At 62.3% G+C, this 15,239-nt stretch carries 16 protein-coding genes and 1 tRNA gene; all 17 read left to right on the forward strand.

Annotation, left to right across the window (positions count from 1 at the left end; all coding sequences use genetic code 11):
- The first annotated feature begins 40 nt into the window (after positions 1–40).
- The 17 genes from hglS (at position 41) to ACUDP5_RS05760 (ending at position 14,930) form a co-directional block, all read left to right on the forward strand.
- Positions 41–1,438, forward strand: coding sequence for a 2-oxoadipate dioxygenase/decarboxylase HglS (gene hglS / locus ACUDP5_RS05680; protein ID WP_445658333.1), 1,398 nt, complete (start codon positions 41–43; stop codon positions 1,436–1,438).
- Positions 1,435–2,616: an alpha-hydroxy acid oxidase gene (locus tag ACUDP5_RS05685; RefSeq protein WP_445658334.1), complete on the forward strand. Its 1,182-nt coding sequence runs from the start codon at positions 1,435–1,437 to the stop codon at positions 2,614–2,616. The genes hglS and ACUDP5_RS05685 overlap by 4 nt, the downstream gene beginning before the upstream one ends.
- 121 nt (positions 2,617–2,737) lie before the next feature.
- Positions 2,738–3,727, forward strand: coding sequence for a Bug family tripartite tricarboxylate transporter substrate binding protein (locus ACUDP5_RS05690; protein ID WP_445658335.1), 990 nt, complete (start codon positions 2,738–2,740; stop codon positions 3,725–3,727).
- A gap of 103 nt (positions 3,728–3,830) precedes the next feature.
- Positions 3,831–3,915 (forward strand) — tRNA-Leu (locus ACUDP5_RS05695).
- A 194-nt stretch (positions 3,916–4,109) separates the two neighbouring features.
- Entirely contained in the window at positions 4,110–5,408 is a 1,299-nt protein-coding gene (locus ACUDP5_RS05700) for a tyrosine-type recombinase/integrase (RefSeq protein WP_445658336.1), read from the forward strand.
- A gap of 588 nt (positions 5,409–5,996) precedes the next feature.
- Positions 5,997–7,034, forward strand: coding sequence for a hypothetical protein (locus ACUDP5_RS05705; protein WP_445658337.1), 1,038 nt, complete (start codon positions 5,997–5,999; stop codon positions 7,032–7,034).
- Between the two features lie 391 nt (positions 7,035–7,425).
- Entirely contained in the window at positions 7,426–8,115 is a 690-nt protein-coding gene (locus ACUDP5_RS05710) for a Rha family transcriptional regulator (RefSeq protein ID WP_445658338.1), read from the forward strand.
- On the forward strand, positions 8,108–8,350 hold the full coding sequence (locus tag ACUDP5_RS05715; protein WP_445658339.1) for a helix-turn-helix domain-containing protein: 243 nt from the start codon (positions 8,108–8,110) through the stop codon (positions 8,348–8,350). Before ACUDP5_RS05710 ends, ACUDP5_RS05715 begins: the two co-directional genes overlap by 8 nt.
- Before the next feature lie 471 nt (positions 8,351–8,821).
- Entirely contained in the window at positions 8,822–9,709 is an 888-nt protein-coding gene (locus ACUDP5_RS05720) for a hypothetical protein (RefSeq protein WP_445658340.1), read from the forward strand.
- Positions 9,710–9,873: 164 nt separating this feature from the next.
- The gene (locus ACUDP5_RS05725; RefSeq protein WP_445658341.1) at positions 9,874–10,161 is read left to right on the forward strand and encodes a helix-turn-helix transcriptional regulator; all 288 of its coding nucleotides are present in this window, start codon (positions 9,874–9,876) and stop codon (positions 10,159–10,161) included.
- A gap of 3 nt (positions 10,162–10,164) precedes the next feature.
- On the forward strand, positions 10,165–10,854 hold the full coding sequence (locus tag ACUDP5_RS05730) for a Rha family transcriptional regulator (protein ID WP_445658342.1): 690 nt from the start codon (positions 10,165–10,167) through the stop codon (positions 10,852–10,854).
- Positions 10,844–11,083 carry a helix-turn-helix domain-containing protein gene (locus tag ACUDP5_RS05735; protein WP_445658343.1) on the forward strand — a complete coding sequence of 80 codons (240 nt, stop codon included), beginning with the start codon at positions 10,844–10,846 and terminating at the stop codon, positions 11,081–11,083. Before ACUDP5_RS05730 ends, ACUDP5_RS05735 begins: the two co-directional genes overlap by 11 nt.
- 261 nt (positions 11,084–11,344) lie before the next feature.
- Positions 11,345–11,608 carry a hypothetical protein gene (locus tag ACUDP5_RS05740; RefSeq protein ID WP_445658344.1) on the forward strand — a complete coding sequence of 88 codons (264 nt, stop codon included), beginning with the start codon at positions 11,345–11,347 and terminating at the stop codon, positions 11,606–11,608.
- A complete protein-coding gene (locus ACUDP5_RS05745; RefSeq protein ID WP_445658345.1) occupies positions 11,601–11,933 on the forward strand; it encodes a hypothetical protein in 333 nt (110 codons plus the stop codon). Before ACUDP5_RS05740 ends, ACUDP5_RS05745 begins: the two co-directional genes overlap by 8 nt.
- Complete coding sequence (locus ACUDP5_RS05750) at positions 11,930–12,178, forward strand: hypothetical protein (protein WP_445658346.1); 249 nt, start codon at positions 11,930–11,932, stop codon at positions 12,176–12,178. The genes ACUDP5_RS05745 and ACUDP5_RS05750 overlap by 4 nt, the downstream gene beginning before the upstream one ends.
- Entirely contained in the window at positions 12,175–13,131 is a 957-nt protein-coding gene (locus ACUDP5_RS05755; RefSeq protein WP_445658347.1) for a DUF7146 domain-containing protein, read from the forward strand. Before ACUDP5_RS05750 ends, ACUDP5_RS05755 begins: the two co-directional genes overlap by 4 nt.
- Complete coding sequence (locus tag ACUDP5_RS05760) at positions 13,128–14,930, forward strand: DUF927 domain-containing protein (protein WP_445658348.1); 1,803 nt, start codon at positions 13,128–13,130, stop codon at positions 14,928–14,930. The genes ACUDP5_RS05755 and ACUDP5_RS05760 overlap by 4 nt, the downstream gene beginning before the upstream one ends.
- Positions 14,931–15,239: the final 309 nt, after the last annotated feature.

Here is a 15,239-nt window from a genome sequence, read left to right on the forward strand (position 1 = left end):
CATGCGGGCCATCCTTGTTTATCGATGTGCCGAGCCCGCCATGAGTCAGAATTTCGTCAATCCGGATCAGATCCGCGCCTGGTTCTCCCGCGCCATGTCCGACATGTACAAGTCGGAAGTGCCCCTGTACGACACCCTGCTGGACCTAGTGGCGGACGTCAACGCCAAGACCCTGGCCGAGCAGCCCGAACTGGCCGCGCAACTGGCGCGCACCGGCGAGATCGAGCGCCTGGACATCGAGCGCCACGGCGCCATCCGCGTGGGGACGGCCGAAGAACTGTCCAACATGCGCCGCGTGTTTGCCGTGATGGGCATGCAGCCGGTGGGCTACTACGACCTGTCGCCGGCGGGTGTGCCGGTGCATTCCACGGCGTTTCGTGCCACGCATGAAGCGGCGCTGCAGACCAGCCCCTTCCGTGTCTTCACGTCTCTGCTGCGCCTGGAGCTGATCGACGACGCGGCCTTGCGCGACAAGGCCGCCCGCATCCTGGCCGCGCGCCAGATCTTCACGGCCCGTGCGCTGGAACTGGCCGGCCAGTTCGAAGCGCAGGGCGGCCTGAACGACGCCGACGCCCGCGAATTCGTCGCCGAAGCCTTGCACACCTTCCGCTGGCACAGCGAAGCCACCGTCAGCCTGGACGACTACCGCGACCTGCATGGCCTGCACCGCCTGATCGCCGACGTGGTGGCCTTCAAGGGCCCGCACATCAATCACCTGACCCCACGCACGCTGGACATCGACGAAGCCCAGGCCGAAATGCCGCGCCGCGGCGTGTCGGCCAAGGCCGTCATCGAAGGCCCGCCGCCGCGCAAGTGCCCGATCCTGCTGCGCCAGACCAGCTTCAAGGCGCTGGAGGAATCCGTCTGGTTTGCCGGCGCCGACGGCAAGGCGGCCGTAGGCAGCCACACTGCCCGTTTCGGCGAGATCGAGCAGCGCGGCGTGGCCCTGACCCGCAAGGGCCGGGCCCTGTACGACCAATTGCTGGACCTGGCGCGCAGCCGCATCAGCGGCGCGCCCAACGAGAGCAATGCCGACGCCTACATGCAGAACCTGCAGGACTGCTTTGCGACGTTCCCGGACGACTACGCGCAACTGCATGACCAGGGCCTGGCCTATTTCCGCTACTTCCTGACCGGCAAACAAGGCGCCACGCCGGGCAGCGACCTGAACACGCTCATCGAGCAGGGTTACATCCGCTTCGAACCGCTGGTGTACGAAGACTTCCTGCCGGTCAGCGCCGCAGGCATCTTCCAGTCGAACCTGGGTGACAAGGCCCAGGCCGAATACGCGCAGAATGCCAGCCAGGCGGCGTTCGAGCAGGCGCTGGGCGCCGCGGTGCAGGACGAACTGGCGCTGTACCAGGACACCCAGGACCGCTCGCTGGCCGCTTGCCTGCAAGCGCTGGGTGCGCACGCCGGTACGCCGGTGGCCGCATGAGCCGATTGGATCGCTGCCTGTCAGTGCGGGACTTCGAACGCGAGGCGCGGCGCATCATGCCGCGCTGCGTCGAAGGCTACGTCTGCGGCGGCACCGAAGACGGCTCGTCGCTGCACGAGAGCGTACGCGCCCCGCACGATATCGGTTTTCGCCCGCGCGGCTTGCGCGTGGTGGACCAGCGCAGCAGCCAGGTCGACCTGTTCGGCGAACGCTATGCCATGCCCGTGGGGTTTGCGCCCACCGGGTTCTCGGCCATCGTCATGCACGAGTGCGATCTGGCGCTGGCCCGCGCCGCCCAGGACGCGCAGATTCCCTTCATCATCAGCGGTGCCTCCAGCGTGCCGCTGGAGCGGCTGCAGGAAGCCACCGGCAAGCGTTGCTGGTACCAGGCCTATCTACCGGGCAACATCGACCGCATCGGCAAGCTGCTGGACCGCCTGCGCCGCGCCGAGATTCCCGTGCTGGTGGTGACCATCGATACCTGCGTGGGCGCCAACCGCGAGAACCTGCAGAAGCTGGCCTTCACGGTGCCTTTCAAGCTCAGCCCGAGCGTGGTGCTGGACGGCATGCTGCATCCGCGCTGGAGCCTGAACGTCTTCGTGCGCACGCTGCTGGGCAGCGGCGTGCCCCGGTTCTCGAACCTGTACGAAGACATCGGCCCGCCCATCACCCAGGACCCGCCCAACGGTTTTCGCGGCGAACGCGACAAACTGTCGTGGGACCACATTCGCTGGATCCGCCAGAACTGGCCGGGCAAGCTGATCCTGAAAGGCGTGATGCACGCCGATGACGCCCGCCTGGCGCACGAGGTCGGCGTCGACGCGGTGATCGTGTCCAACCACGGTGGACGCCAGCTGGACGGCTGCATTTCGCCCTTGCAGGCGCTGCCCGACGTCGTCGCAGCCGTGCCCGCGGGCTTTCCGGTCATGGTCGACGGCGGCTTTCGCCGCGGCACCGACGTGCTCAAGGCAGTGGCCCTGGGCGCGACGCTGGTCTTCACCGGTCGGCCGCAGCTGTTCGGCGCGGCGGTCGGCGGCGATGCCGGCATCCGCAAGGTGGCCGAGATATTCCGCAGCGAAATCTCGACCAACATGGCGCTGCTTGGCTGCCGCACGCTGGCGGACGTCACGCCCGACCTGATTGCGCCGATGCGCGTGGCCTGCCCGACCCAGGCTTGACGCCAGACGAGGCGTTGTACGCAAGGCGCTTGCCTCGTCGCTGGGGCAGGGTGGTCCCGAAAAACAAAAAAAGGCGCGCCGCTGCGTGCGCGTCGATCCCTTTTCATCCACAGGAGGAGACATGAAGAAAATCCATTCCAAGCTGGCCGGCATTGCCGCCGTGCTGGCATGCGCCTTGACCGGGCCGGTTCACGCCCAGGCAGGCAACTACCCCACCAAGCCCGTCCGGCTGGTCGTGGGCTACGCCCCGGGCGGCACCACCGACATCAGCGCCCGCATGATCGCGGACGTACTCGGCAAGGAATTCGGCCAGACCTTCGTGGTGGAGAACAAGCCGGGCGCCAACAGCAACATCGGTGCCGAAGCCGTCGCCCGTGCGCCGGCCGATGGCTACACCCTGTTCGTCGGCTCGATTTCCACCGCGATCAACCAGTCGCTGTATTCGAAAATGTCGTACGACGCGCTCAAGGACCTGGACGCCGTCGCGCTCTTGAACGTGGTGCCCAACATCCTGGCCGTGAACGCCAACGTGCCGGTCAAGTCGGTGCAGGAATACATCGCCTACGCCAAGAAGAACCCCGGCAAGCTGACCTGCGCGTCCCCCGGCAACGGTTCGTCCGCGCACCTGGGCTGCGAGCTGTTCAAGATGAAGGCCGGCATCGACATCCTGCATGTGCCTTATCGCGGCAGCGGCCCTGCCGTGGCCGACCTGCTGGGTGGACAGGTGGATTCGATCTTCGACAACCTGCCGCCGCTGTTGCCGCACGTGCGCGCCGGCAAACTGACCGGCCTGGCCGTCACCACCGCCAGCCGCGTGCCGTTTGCGCCCGAGATCCCCACCATCGCCGAATCCGGCGTGCCGGGCTTCGACGTGGCCGCCTGGTTCGGCCTGTTCGCGCCCGCTGGCACCCCGCCCGACATCGTCCAGAAAGTGAACGCCGCCATCAACAAGGCGCTGACGTCCGACACCGCCCTGGCCGCCAACTACCAGACCAACGGCTTCCTGATGCCCCCGCCACCCAACACGCCGCAGGCCTTCAAGGCCTTCATGGAAAGCGAAACGAAGAAGTGGGGCGAGGTGGTCAAGGCAACGAACCTGCAGATCAACTGATCCCCGGCGTACCGGGCCAAATCAGGCCCGGTTGCCAAGATTGCCGATTTGCGTGTTAGAATGTTCGACTTTCCAGGAAAGCACGTCTTTTCTGGTCAGATTTGCCGACGTGGTGAAATTGGTAGACACGCTATCTTGAGGGGGTAGTGGCGAAAGCTGTGCGAGTTCGAGTCTCGCCGTCGGCACCAAAATGCATTATCAGGTAGTACATGGAAGTACATCAGACCCGCGATTCTCCTAGAGAGACGCGGGTTTTTTATTGCCTATGAGTCTAGGGTCGTATCGCTGAATCTATGGTCTTTTGGTACCGTTTTTGGTACTTTTTTGAAAAGTACCAAAGGTGGTCTCGGTTTGAGACCAAAAAGTACCATCGCCATAGACCATGCCTAAGCTCACCAAACAGTTAACCGCCGTCGCGGCGGACAAGGCACGGCCCAAGGCCGATTCCTACACCCTGGCCAGCGGGAAGGGCTTGTTCTTGCTGGTGCTGCCTGGGGGCGGAAAGCAATGGCTTGTCCGGTACCAGACCGCCGATGGCAAGCGCAGCAAGGTCGTGATCGGCACCTATCCCGATCTGTCTGTTGCGCAGGCTCATGGCAAGGCGGCGGATGTACACCTTGCCGCACGCACGGGAAAGCCCATCGTTGGCGTGCGCGCCGAGGCCCGGGCCAAGGCCGCCAATCGGTCCGATGCCGAACAGGCCGCCATTGCCGCCGCCGAGGATGCTCAGCGCCATTCGTTCGCTGTGCTGTCCGAAGCGTGGCTAGAAGTTCGCAAAGCGGGCTGGGCGGCGGAAAGCTACCGCAAGGCGGTCTATGTCGTGCGCACGTACTTACAGCCCAAGATAGGCCGCCTGGATATGCGCGACCTTCGCTCCAAGGACGTTACCGAGCCGTTGCGCCAGATTGCTGCAACCGCCCCCAGCCTGGCTAAAAAGGCCGTCCAGTACCTAAATGGCGTGGTGGACCACTGCATCCTTGAAGGCATCCGCGACGACGACCGGGTATTGAGACTGCGTGGAGTGCTGCCGTCCCATCGTGGCGGGCACGTCCCGGCGGTCACGCGGGAGCAGGGCATAGGCCCGCTGGTCCGAGCTATTCGGGGCTACGAGGGTGCGGTGGTGCGGTCGGCCTTGTTGCTGGCTGCTTGGACTGCGCTTCGGCCCGGCGTGATCGCCAGCGCTCGATGGTCGGAGATTGACCTTGACCGGGCTGAGTGGCATATCGCCGCCCTGGAAGAAGATGGCCGCCGCCGCATGAAAACCGGGCATGAACATATCGTGAGCTTGCCGCGCCAGGCGGTGGACATGCTCAAGGACATGCAGCAGTTTTCAGGGGGCGCTGAGTACGTGTTCCCCGCCGTGGGCAAGATGCGTAATCCGCACCTGAACCGCGATGCGCTGTCGCGGGCCTTGCGTCTGATGGGCTTTGCGGGGGCGCATACCCCGCACGGCTTTCGGGCCATGCTGCGCACCGTGGCGCGGGAACGGCTGCGCATCGACTTCGACGTACTCGAGGCCCAGCTTGCGCACGCCAAACGGGATCAGATACAGGCCGCCTATGACCGGACGCAGTTCGATGATGAGCGACGTGAGGCCATGCAGCGGTGGGCTGACTATCTGGACGAGCTGGCCGCGATTGAGGGCGCTGATAACGTGATTCCCCTGACGCGCACGGCGTAGTCGCAAGGGGAAAAATGGGCAAGAGAGAGTTATCGGCTTGGGGCAACAGAGGCAACAGGGGCAACAGCAAGCATTGGCGCGGGTATGCTGTGTTGCCCCTACTCTAGCGAAGAGGCAACAGAGGCAACAAATCCGGTAGTCATGTCACCCCCAGTGGCTCAAGCCGTCTGATGTGACGGCTGTTCCCTCCGCACAGCCAACGCCCGGGGGCCCCTAGCTGACGGCTGGCGGTAAGGGTGATTCGATCCCCGGACGCTCGCTAGTCAGAAGAATTTCTAAGGGGGGGTAATAATAATATTTCCCCAAATGCCTTTGTTTATGCGGTTCTAGCCTTTTCTGGCGCGCGATTTTTCGTAGTCCTCGGACGTGAGGGGGTAATAATTTCGGGTCACCTCGCCAAGGACATGCGCGGCATAGGTCATTCTGTCGAGGCACTCCGCATTAGGGCCCTGTCTATGTGTCCAGTATCATCTTCCGTCATCTAGAGTCATCTTTGCCAGTGCCTAGGCTGATCTCCCAAAAGGCCGGAACGTTCACCGGTTTGGTGCTGGCTTCTACTCCTTGGGCGGCGCATAGGACAGCGCGAGAATGAGCAGACTATTCCAACTCAAAGAATGGGTATCGGTAGCGGATGCGGCCCAATACCTTTCCATCTCTTTAGGCGAACCCGTTACGGAACCGGACATTTTACGGCTAGCGTTGGACGGGCACCTCACCTTGTCTGTCTATCTGCCGAATGGAGCGACAGTTACGCGGGGCAGGATTGTTACGCACAGCCTCGCTGACGTCGTTGCTGCTGTTGCAGACAATAAGGTTCCTGACGGGCTCGATTGGATTCCGGTGCCGAAGGCATTCGCTCAAAAGGGGCTCGCAGCTAGCCAGGATGACTCAGGCGAAGAAGTGCCGTTAATCCTCTCATTGCGGGTGGATGATTCGCGATGGATTACCTTGGATCGCGAGAAGATTGTCTCGGTGTGGAATGTATGGGATTTGCCTATGTTCGGTGGTGAACGGCTTGATGTTGAACATGAATACCTACGCCTCACTGGAGGGCCGTCAATAACCGCTGAGACCTTAGATGGCGCGTTTATCTGGCGAGGACCGGAGTCCATATGCCAAATCCAAGCAGATTTTGATGATAACGAGTACGTGGGCGGGTCGAAAGCTGGTGGCATAGCGCTGGAGAGCCGCATTGCTCAAGACGAAATTGGAAAAAAAGAAGCCAGTAAGTTGCGGACTGATTTTGAGACGAAGCGAAAGAAGTACAAGGATGAGAGGAAGCAAAAGGACTATTGCGACAATTTTTATCCTTCTGGGGGGTTGCCTGATGATTCGGTGATCGTGGTCAGGACGGCTGCATTGCGAGATTTTGAGCAATCATTCGGCGGCACTTCCAAAGAGGAAGAAAAGCCCCTCTCGTCCCGCGAACGCGACACCCTACTAACGCTGATTGCTGCCATGGCGAAAGAAGGCTACAAGCACGACCCAACGAACAAGGCCAGATCCGCCGTATCTGACATCTTGACGGATGTTCAGAAGGCGGGACTGTCAATTTCCGATCAAACCATCCGAGACAAGTTAAAGGACGCTTGGGAGCTGCTCCCCGGAAACCCGCATAAAACCTAGACTCGAAACCAATTTGGCTTTGCCAAAACCAAGTTTGGTCTCATGCGTCCCTGGCCGCGCTGGAATGTCCCCATGTCCAACCACATGAGGCCATTCAGCGATGCAAGCCGTCAATTTCAAACCAGGCCGTACTACCCCGTCTAACAAGCCGGTACGCACGACCGGAACATATACCGCCGCATGGCCCGCCACGGGCTATTTGCTCCTGCCCATCGCGTCGGCAGTCTGCGGGGTAGCTAAGCCCGCCATATGGGCCGGGACCGCGCAAGGCCGCTTCCCCAAGCCCGTCAAGCTGTCGTCGCGTGTGAGCGCGTGCCGGATGGCCGACGTGCGCGCATGGCTGGTCGATTCTGTTGACTGGCAGGGTGCCAACAAGGTGGAGGGCTGAACCATGGCGATGGCGACCAAAGAAAAGGGCCGCGACTCCTGCAAGAGCGCGACCCCGACGACCAAGCCGGATGATACTGCGCTGACCTTGCACCCGGTCAAGGGTGAGCACCGCATTGATAGCCGCGTGCTGGCGCAGCACCTGGGCAATCGGCATGAGAGCGTGTCCAAGCTGCTGACGGCCTATGCCGACGATTTCCGCGAGCTGGGAATACTCCGATCTCAAATCGGAGAAATACAGGGGCGCGGCCAGTCGGGGAAGTACGCCATGCTGAACGAGGATCAAGCGTACTTGCTGCTGACTTACAGCCGCAACACAGCAAAAGTGCGGGCGCTCAAGGTCCGCCTGGTGCTGGCATTCCGCGAGGCCCGCCAGGCGCAAGACCTGGCGCAAGTCGAATACCTGCCCACCTACCACGCGCTGCATAACGAAATCCACGCACTGGCCGGACGGTCCCCGAACGAACGATTCGTTCACATGAACGTCAACAAGCTGGTGAACAAGGCTATCGGCATCGGCGCAGGTGAACGGGGGCGCTTGAATATGCCGCGCCAGTCAATGCTCATCGCGGCTCAGTACGTGGCCAGTACGGCGATGCACGGCGCAACAGACCACCATGAACGGTACGCTCAGGCCAGAGACGCCCTTGAGCGATTTGGCGTGACCTTGCTTGGAGGTGGCCGCCATGCGTAACGACAAATCCACGTCTGGAGCGGCCCAGCAACGCCGCATTCTGGAAGCCCTGGCAATGCGCCCCCACACGTCCTACGAACTGCGCAAACTGGGCTGCTACCAACCCAATACGCGCATCCTTGAACTGCGCCGTAAGGGCTACAACATCAGAACAGAGCGCGTCAGTATCTGGGACGATGATGGGTACGGGCATGAGGGCGTGGCCCTCTATTCGCTGCATGGGGGTGGAGCATGAGCGCCCCCATGCCGTATATAAATTGCGCTACAGCACCAACGGTAGCCGGATCTGAGAAACCCGAATGCTCCAAGGCGGACTGCCGCCGCCAGGCGGTGCTTTTTCGTCCGTATGCTGTTGCGCTCCCTATTTTGGGCGGGGGATTGCGGGGAGGCTTCGGCCTGCCGGTTCTCTCAGACGCCGGTTTTCTCAGCCCTGCTTTCTGCCCGCCAAGGAGCGGCGTCGCCGCTGGACAGCCGGGCCAGTTAGCAGGACTTAGCACCCGCCCGGCGAGGGACAGCGCGGCTTGATAAAACTTGAAGTCCACCGGCCGACAAGCCATACACTGACCATCCTGGGTTTTTGTCCAGTATCATCTTTCGTCATCTAGATTCATCTTCGCCAGCGCCTAGGCTGATCCCCGAAAAGCCGGAACGTCCACCGGCTTGGCGCTGGCTCCTATTCCTTGGACGGCGCATAGGACGGCGCAATATGAACAAAGCGTTTTCTTTTGACGCTTCCGGCGACGTGGTTTGGCACATTCGCATCCCTAAAGGCCACGCTTGGGTGCGCCAGGTCTATCACCTGAGCACCAAGATCCAGACCGGTGCCGCGGGCGTCACCGTAGGACGGATCGCCGAATTGGCCGAGCAACTCGCCCTCACATCCGACGAAGAAATTGGACAGCACATTGGGCAGTCTATGGATGCGTGGATGGCAGATGAAGCGGTAATGTTTGGTGAGATCGTCAAATTGCGGCAGAGCGAAGGCAAAATGCCGACGGATCTATCCCAAGACGAAGCCTTTGCTTTCTTGCGAGAAGAGTTGTTCGCAGGCACCGAGCGCAGGTCAGGAACCGCCGGCGGCCTGTTTGACCTTCTTGGCATGATGGATCAAGACGACCCTCAGCGCTTTGCATACCAAAGACATCTCCCCGCTGCTGCCATAGTTAGCCGCCCACTCATCATGGCCGCGTTTGTTCTAAACCGGTTAAACGATGTCCTCTGGCAAGAGGTGCATGATGATCTTGAGATCAACCAAGACTGCCTATACGAGGCACAAGAAGGGCTGCGGTATTTTGGCATGTTCGAAGGTTGGGAGCTGGACGACGAGTGGGACGAAAGCCGAAATGATTCGGTTGAGTCAGTGCTGAAAGCGCAAGCGAGAGCAGGGGCGCTGGCGCGATTGAGGAAGGACCCCAAGCAACTGGACAAAGCCCTTGTCCGCGAGTGTTGGGAGGCCTGGCAGGCAAAGCCAGAAAGCTACCCCACCCAAGCCGCGTTTGCCCGCGATATGCTGACGAAGTGCGCCCATCTGGTGAATACGCGAACCGTTGAGGATTGGTGCCGTGAATGGGGCAAGGCCGCCGCTTCGTCATAGTCGGTCTGCTAGCTGACAGCGCCCCCAGCTAGCATACTGATCCCTAAGCCAGCAGACCGTCCGATGCACCAGCAAGCCGGGCAGTCTGCTGGCTCAACCAACTACCGAGCCATTTTCATCGCGGGCAAGCTGCCCTATGTTCAACGACATGGAGCGCAGCAAAGATGCACACCGCCAAACCCAAACCGGTTCGTACCGCACCGTCTAGCAAGTCGGTACACGCCACCGAAACCTATAGCGCCACACTGCCCGCCGTGGGCTATGCCCGCGCCCCCGTCGTGTCCGGCGTGCTGGGCATTGCCGTGTCCACACTGTGGGCCTGGGCCGCGCAAGGCCGTTTCCCTAGACCCGTGAAGTTGTCGCCTCGCGTCAGCGCCTGGCCGGTGGACGACGTGCGCGTTTGGCTTGCGGATCCGTACGCATGGCAGGCCGCCCACAAGGTGGAGGGCTGAACCATGGCGACGACGACCAAAGAAAAGGGCCGCGACTCCTGCAAGAGCGCGACCCCGACGACCAGCACGCATGATACCGCGCTGACGTTGCACCCCGTCAAGGGCGAACCGCGCATCTATAGCCGCCTGCTGGCGCAACACCTGGGCAACACACATCAGCATGTGCGCGAGCTGCTGAGCAGCTACACCGACGACTTCCGCGAGCTGGGAATACTCCGGTTTCAAGCCGGAGAAATACGGGGGCGCGGTCAGCCGGAGAAGTACGCCATGCTGAATGAGGATCAGGCGTACTTGCTGCTGACCTACAGCCGCAACACGGCTACCGTGCGGGCGCTCAAGGTTCGCTTGGTGAAGGCTTTCCGGGAGGCTCGCCAGGCGCAAGACCTGACCCACACGGAATACCTGCCGACGTACCATGCGCTCCACGATGAAATCCATGCGCTCGCAGGGCAGTCGCCGCATGAACGGTTCGTTCATATGAACGTCAACCGCCTCATTAACAAGGCCGTTGGCATCGGCCCGGGCGAACGGGGGCGCTTGGATGTGCCGCGCCGGTCCATGCTCATCGCGGCGCAGTTTGTAGCCAGCACGGCGATGCAGGGCGCGGCGGACCATCGGGAAGGGTATGCGCACGCAAAGCAAGCCCTAGACCGTTTTGGCGTGACCTTGCTGGGAGGCGGCCATGCGCGATAAGTCCACCAGCGGCGCGGCCCAGCGCATCCGCATCTTGCAAGCCCTGGCCCTACGCCCCCACACGTCCTACGAACTGCGCAAGATGGGTTGCTACCAGGCCCCCACGCGCATCATCGAACTGCGCCGCCAGGGTCACAATATCAGCACCGAGCGCGTAAGCATCTGGGACGATGAGGGGTACCGGCATGACGGGGTGGCCCTGTATTCGCTGCATGGGGGTGGAGCATGAGCGCGCCCTTGCCGTATACTGGCCTTGCCGTCGCAACAACGACGGCCCGGGGTGAGAGCCGGAAATTCGATGGGCGGACCACCGCCGCCAGGCGGTATTTTTACGTCCGTATGCCTTTGTGCGCCTTCAATGGGCGGGCCTTGGCTGGGGTGCGCTTGCGCACGCCGGTGTCCTATCGAGCCGGTCTCTCAACCCGGTCTTGTGCCCGCCCACCCCGTTTGAGAGCGGGGCGTGGGTCTTACGACTCGATAGGAGGCCGCCATGGCTAACCATTCCCCGCGCACGTCTGCGCAAAACACGCCCCCCGACTACCAATCCGCCCATGACATGGGCAAGAAACGCGCCGCTGACTGGTTTTCGCAGCATGGGCACACCTTGGCCGTATTCCGCGACCAGCAGCGCGCCTCGTTCCTGCTGGCGCTGGGCCGCCCTGAAATGCCTGATTACCTGACCTTGTGCCAGGGCTTCGATGATGGCTTTGCGGAAGGGCTGGCCGGTTTTATCGCGGGGGCGCACCGTGGCTAATCCAGGCATCAAGCTTGTATCTCCCCAAGATCGCGATGCTCACCAAAGCGTGAGCATCCCGGGCTACACGCCTACGGGCATCTTCACCTCCAATCATCCCGATTTCGGCAAGCCCAACTTTTTGCAGGCGGAAATGTGCCTGGAGCGGATTGAGAGCGAGAAGAAGCGGATAGGCGGGATCCTGCGAGCTATCAGCATGATGCTTCCACAAAACGAAGTGCTCGAATCTCTCATATGGGCCGCCTACAAGCTGCACGAAGATCAAACCCCCTTGACCAATCTGCGTAAGGCGCTGTGCTTGACCGGGGCAGAGGTGGCGCAATGACCGCGCACGCCACAGCCCAATCCCGCCCGCCGTATGACCGGTACATGGTGGGCCTGCATCTTGACTGCATGGAGGATCAAAAAGACAAGCTTCAAGCGATGCTGATTGCCATACGTGATGCTGCGTCAGCGGAGGATGTGACGTTGCTGCATCTGATTGAGGTGGCTAAAGACATTGTGGAGCACCACGCGGCTTGGTATCGGCTTCGCGACTGCCTTGGCATCAAACGGGGGGAGAAAGAGTGAGCCTCCACTACTCGCAATTCAGCAACGCGGCGGCATTGGGCGGCCTGCGCATCGACACTGTGACAGAGGGCAAGCTGATGCGCGTCAAGGTCGATGGCGACAGAGGCGGCAAGCGCAGTGGCGCGTATCGCTACTTCGGTGACAGCGACAACCCGTCGGGCATTTGGTGGAACTGGAAGAGCGGCGCAATGGGCACCTGGGTAGCCCGTGAGCGTATGTCACCCGCTGAATCGGCTGCGCACCGCGAACGCATCAGGCTGGCCAAGATTGAGCGTGAGGCCGAGCAGGCCAGGCAGTGGGAGGCCCACGCCATCAAGAACCGCGATCTATTCGAGGGGGCGGCACCTATCACGGCGGGCGATCCGGTGGCGCTGTACTTGGCGGGGCGCGGCCTGCCCATTCCTGATACGCCGTCGCTGCGCTTTGAGCCTGCTTTGGCATATTGGGAAGATGGCAAGTTGATGGGTCTGTTCCCGGCCATGCTGGCGGCGGTGGCGCGGCCCACTGGGGAAGTGGTGGCAGTCCATCGCACATACCTGACCTGGGACGGGCGCAAGGCAGATGTACCGACGGTCAAGAAACTGACCGGAACATCCGGGCCGATGTCGGGGGCGGCTATCCGCCTGGGCAGGCCACAGACACGCCCCGACGGGCGGCCCGGGCTGGCGGTGGCCGAAGGCATCGAAACGGCGCTGGCGGTCATGGCTATGCACGGCATTGGGTGCTGGGCGGCTGTGTCGGCTCACGGCCTGCAATCGTTCGAGTGGCCCGGCGAGGTCCAGAACCTTTATGTCATGGGGGACAACGACGCCAGCAACACCGGCCAGGACGCGGCGCAACGGCTCGCCATGCACGCGGCAGGCAAGGGGCTGACCGCCCGTGTCTATATCCCTGAAAGAGTGGGCCAGGACTGGGCGGACGTGTTGAGGGATCGAATGAGGCAACCGGTATGACGGAAATCCAACTTGAACCCTTGGACGCGGTGGATACCCGTGTCGGTTCCAGCGTCGCGCTGGATGAGCGCGCCCCTGCCGATCCTTTTCCCGGTAAGTCCGACCGGCCTTGCTGGAACGTCTACGACGAATGGACCACGCGCCACGGCAGGAAGCACCGCCCGGGCGTCTATTACCACGGCATCAAGGAGAACAACGAAGCGCCCCCGACGCTTACGGACGATTGGGTATCGGCTCCGCTGCACGTGGATGCCATCACGACGGACCGCGAAGACGGCGAGCATGGCCGCCTGCTGCGTTTCCTGTCCGCAACTGGGCGCTGGAAGAAATGGGCCATGCCCATGGCGATGCTGGCGGGCGACGGCAGCGAAGCGCGCCAGGTGCTGCTGTCCGACGGATTGGTGTTCGATTTGAAGCAGCGCGCACGCATCATCCACTACATTGCCAGCCAGCAGCCCAAGGAGAGATTGCGAGCCGCCACAGTCACGGGCTGGCATGACGGCGTGTTTGTTCTGCCGGATGAGGTGATCGGGGCCGATGACATATGGTTCCAAGCGGTGGGCCGTCACGCCCCCTACGGCACGGCGGGCACCATGGAAGGCTGGCAAAGGGAGGTAGCAGCCAAGGCCGTGGGCAATCCTGCCATCGCCCTGGCTATTTGCGCGGCGCTGGCAGGCCCCCTGCTGGAATGCTTGAACATCGACGGGGGCGGCCTGCACTTCTACGGCGATAGCAGCACCGGCAAGACCACGGCCTTGATGGCGGCCATCTCTGCGTGGGGCGGGCCGGATTTCCGGCGTACCTGGCGGGCTACGGCCAATGGCTTGGAAGGCGCAGCCAAGATGCACACCAGTACGCTACTGGCGCTGGATGAGATTGGCGAAATCAGCCCCAAGGAACTGTATGAGGCCATCTATGCGCTGGGCAACGGCCAGGGCAAAGGCCGTGCCACGGTCTACGGTGACGCCCGCAAGGTGGCGCGCTGGCGAGTTTACTCATGCTCTACGGGCGAAATGACCATTTCCAGCCGTATGGCGGCGGGTGGCTTTGAGGCCAAGGCCGGGCAGTCCGTGCGTATGCTGGATATCCCCGTTGCGGGCAAGTTCGGTATCTTTGACGACCTGCACGGACACACATCGGGGGCGAGCTTGTCCCAGGCCGTGCGCGACGCCGCCGCCAAGCACTACGGGCACGCCGGACGTGCATTCGTGGGGGCGTTGATCGAGGACAGGCGTGGCGGACTGGACGAAGCCGAGGCGCTGGCGGTGATCGAGCGCAGGGTTGGGCAATTGGACGGACAGGAAGGCCGAGCGGCGCGGATGCTCGCGGTCAGCGCCTTGGCCGGAGAAATAGCCATCAAGGCGGGCATCTTGCCCTGGACGCCGGATACCGCTATCCGGGCGGCACTGGCGGCGTTTAGGTTGTGGCGGGGAGGTCGGGGTACGGCAGGCCAGAACGCCGAGCACGTGACGATCCTGCGCACGGTGGAAGACTTCATTGACCGGCACAGCGACAGCCGCTTCTCCGGCCTGGACGATTACGACGCCCCCTTGGTGCGCGACCGGGCTGGATGGTGGAAAGATGACATGGGGCGGCGGCTCTACCTGTTCACGTCGGGGGGCTTGCGCGACGCCACCAAGGGCTACGACTTGATGCGTGTGCTGACAGCATTGGATCAGGTGGGGGCACTGGCCGATGCCGATACGGGCAGGCGGTCAAAGACCACTCGCACGCCTACGGGCACCCCGCGCCTTTACCACATTGATCCGGCCAAGCTGGACGACGGAAGGCCTTCATGAGCAGCCCCCTGCCTTTCGATACTCGCCGGGGGCGAAATCTCCCGCACTATTCCAGGCTTCGCGTTGCCTCTGTTGCCCGCGTTGCCAGGGGCTGGGCAACAGCGAAACCCGCATGGATAAAGGGCGTTGCCTCTGTTGCCCATGTTGCCCCGGAAAAATGGCAAGGGAAAACACAATCCGGCCAAAGGCCCACCTGAGCGTCCAAGAATCTGCTTTGATGGCGTGGCCGGAGCGGTGGCAATACCACCCTCCACCACTACGGCCGCGACAGCCTGCAAAGCCGAACCTGATAAAACCTGACCTGGGGCG

It is taken from the genome of Achromobacter sp. NCFB-sbj8-Ac1-l, assembly GCF_052695805.1.

Coding starts and splice junctions, on each gene's coding strand:
- hglS (WP_445658333.1), top strand. CDS start 41: ATGAGTCAGAATTTCGTCAATCCGGATCAGATCCGCGCCTGGTTCTCC.
- ACUDP5_RS05735 (WP_445658343.1), top strand. CDS start 10,844: ATGCGCGATAAGTCCACCAGCGGCGCGGCCCAGCGCATCCGCATCTTG.
- ACUDP5_RS05730 (WP_445658342.1), top strand. CDS start 10,165: ATGGCGACGACGACCAAAGAAAAGGGCCGCGACTCCTGCAAGAGCGCG.
- ACUDP5_RS05725 (WP_445658341.1), top strand. CDS start 9,874: ATGCACACCGCCAAACCCAAACCGGTTCGTACCGCACCGTCTAGCAAG.
- ACUDP5_RS05710 (WP_445658338.1), top strand. CDS start 7,426: ATGGCGATGGCGACCAAAGAAAAGGGCCGCGACTCCTGCAAGAGCGCG.
- ACUDP5_RS05690 (WP_445658335.1), top strand. CDS start 2,738: ATGAAGAAAATCCATTCCAAGCTGGCCGGCATTGCCGCCGTGCTGGCA.
- ACUDP5_RS05705 (WP_445658337.1), top strand. CDS start 5,997: ATGAGCAGACTATTCCAACTCAAAGAATGGGTATCGGTAGCGGATGCG.
- ACUDP5_RS05760 (WP_445658348.1), top strand. CDS start 13,128: ATGACGGAAATCCAACTTGAACCCTTGGACGCGGTGGATACCCGTGTC.
- ACUDP5_RS05685 (WP_445658334.1), top strand. CDS start 1,435: ATGAGCCGATTGGATCGCTGCCTGTCAGTGCGGGACTTCGAACGCGAG.
- ACUDP5_RS05715 (WP_445658339.1), top strand. CDS start 8,108: ATGCGTAACGACAAATCCACGTCTGGAGCGGCCCAGCAACGCCGCATT.
- ACUDP5_RS05700 (WP_445658336.1), top strand. CDS start 4,110: ATGCCTAAGCTCACCAAACAGTTAACCGCCGTCGCGGCGGACAAGGCA.
- ACUDP5_RS05740 (WP_445658344.1), top strand. CDS start 11,345: ATGGCTAACCATTCCCCGCGCACGTCTGCGCAAAACACGCCCCCCGAC.
- ACUDP5_RS05720 (WP_445658340.1), top strand. CDS start 8,822: ATGAACAAAGCGTTTTCTTTTGACGCTTCCGGCGACGTGGTTTGGCAC.
- ACUDP5_RS05750 (WP_445658346.1), top strand. CDS start 11,930: ATGACCGCGCACGCCACAGCCCAATCCCGCCCGCCGTATGACCGGTAC.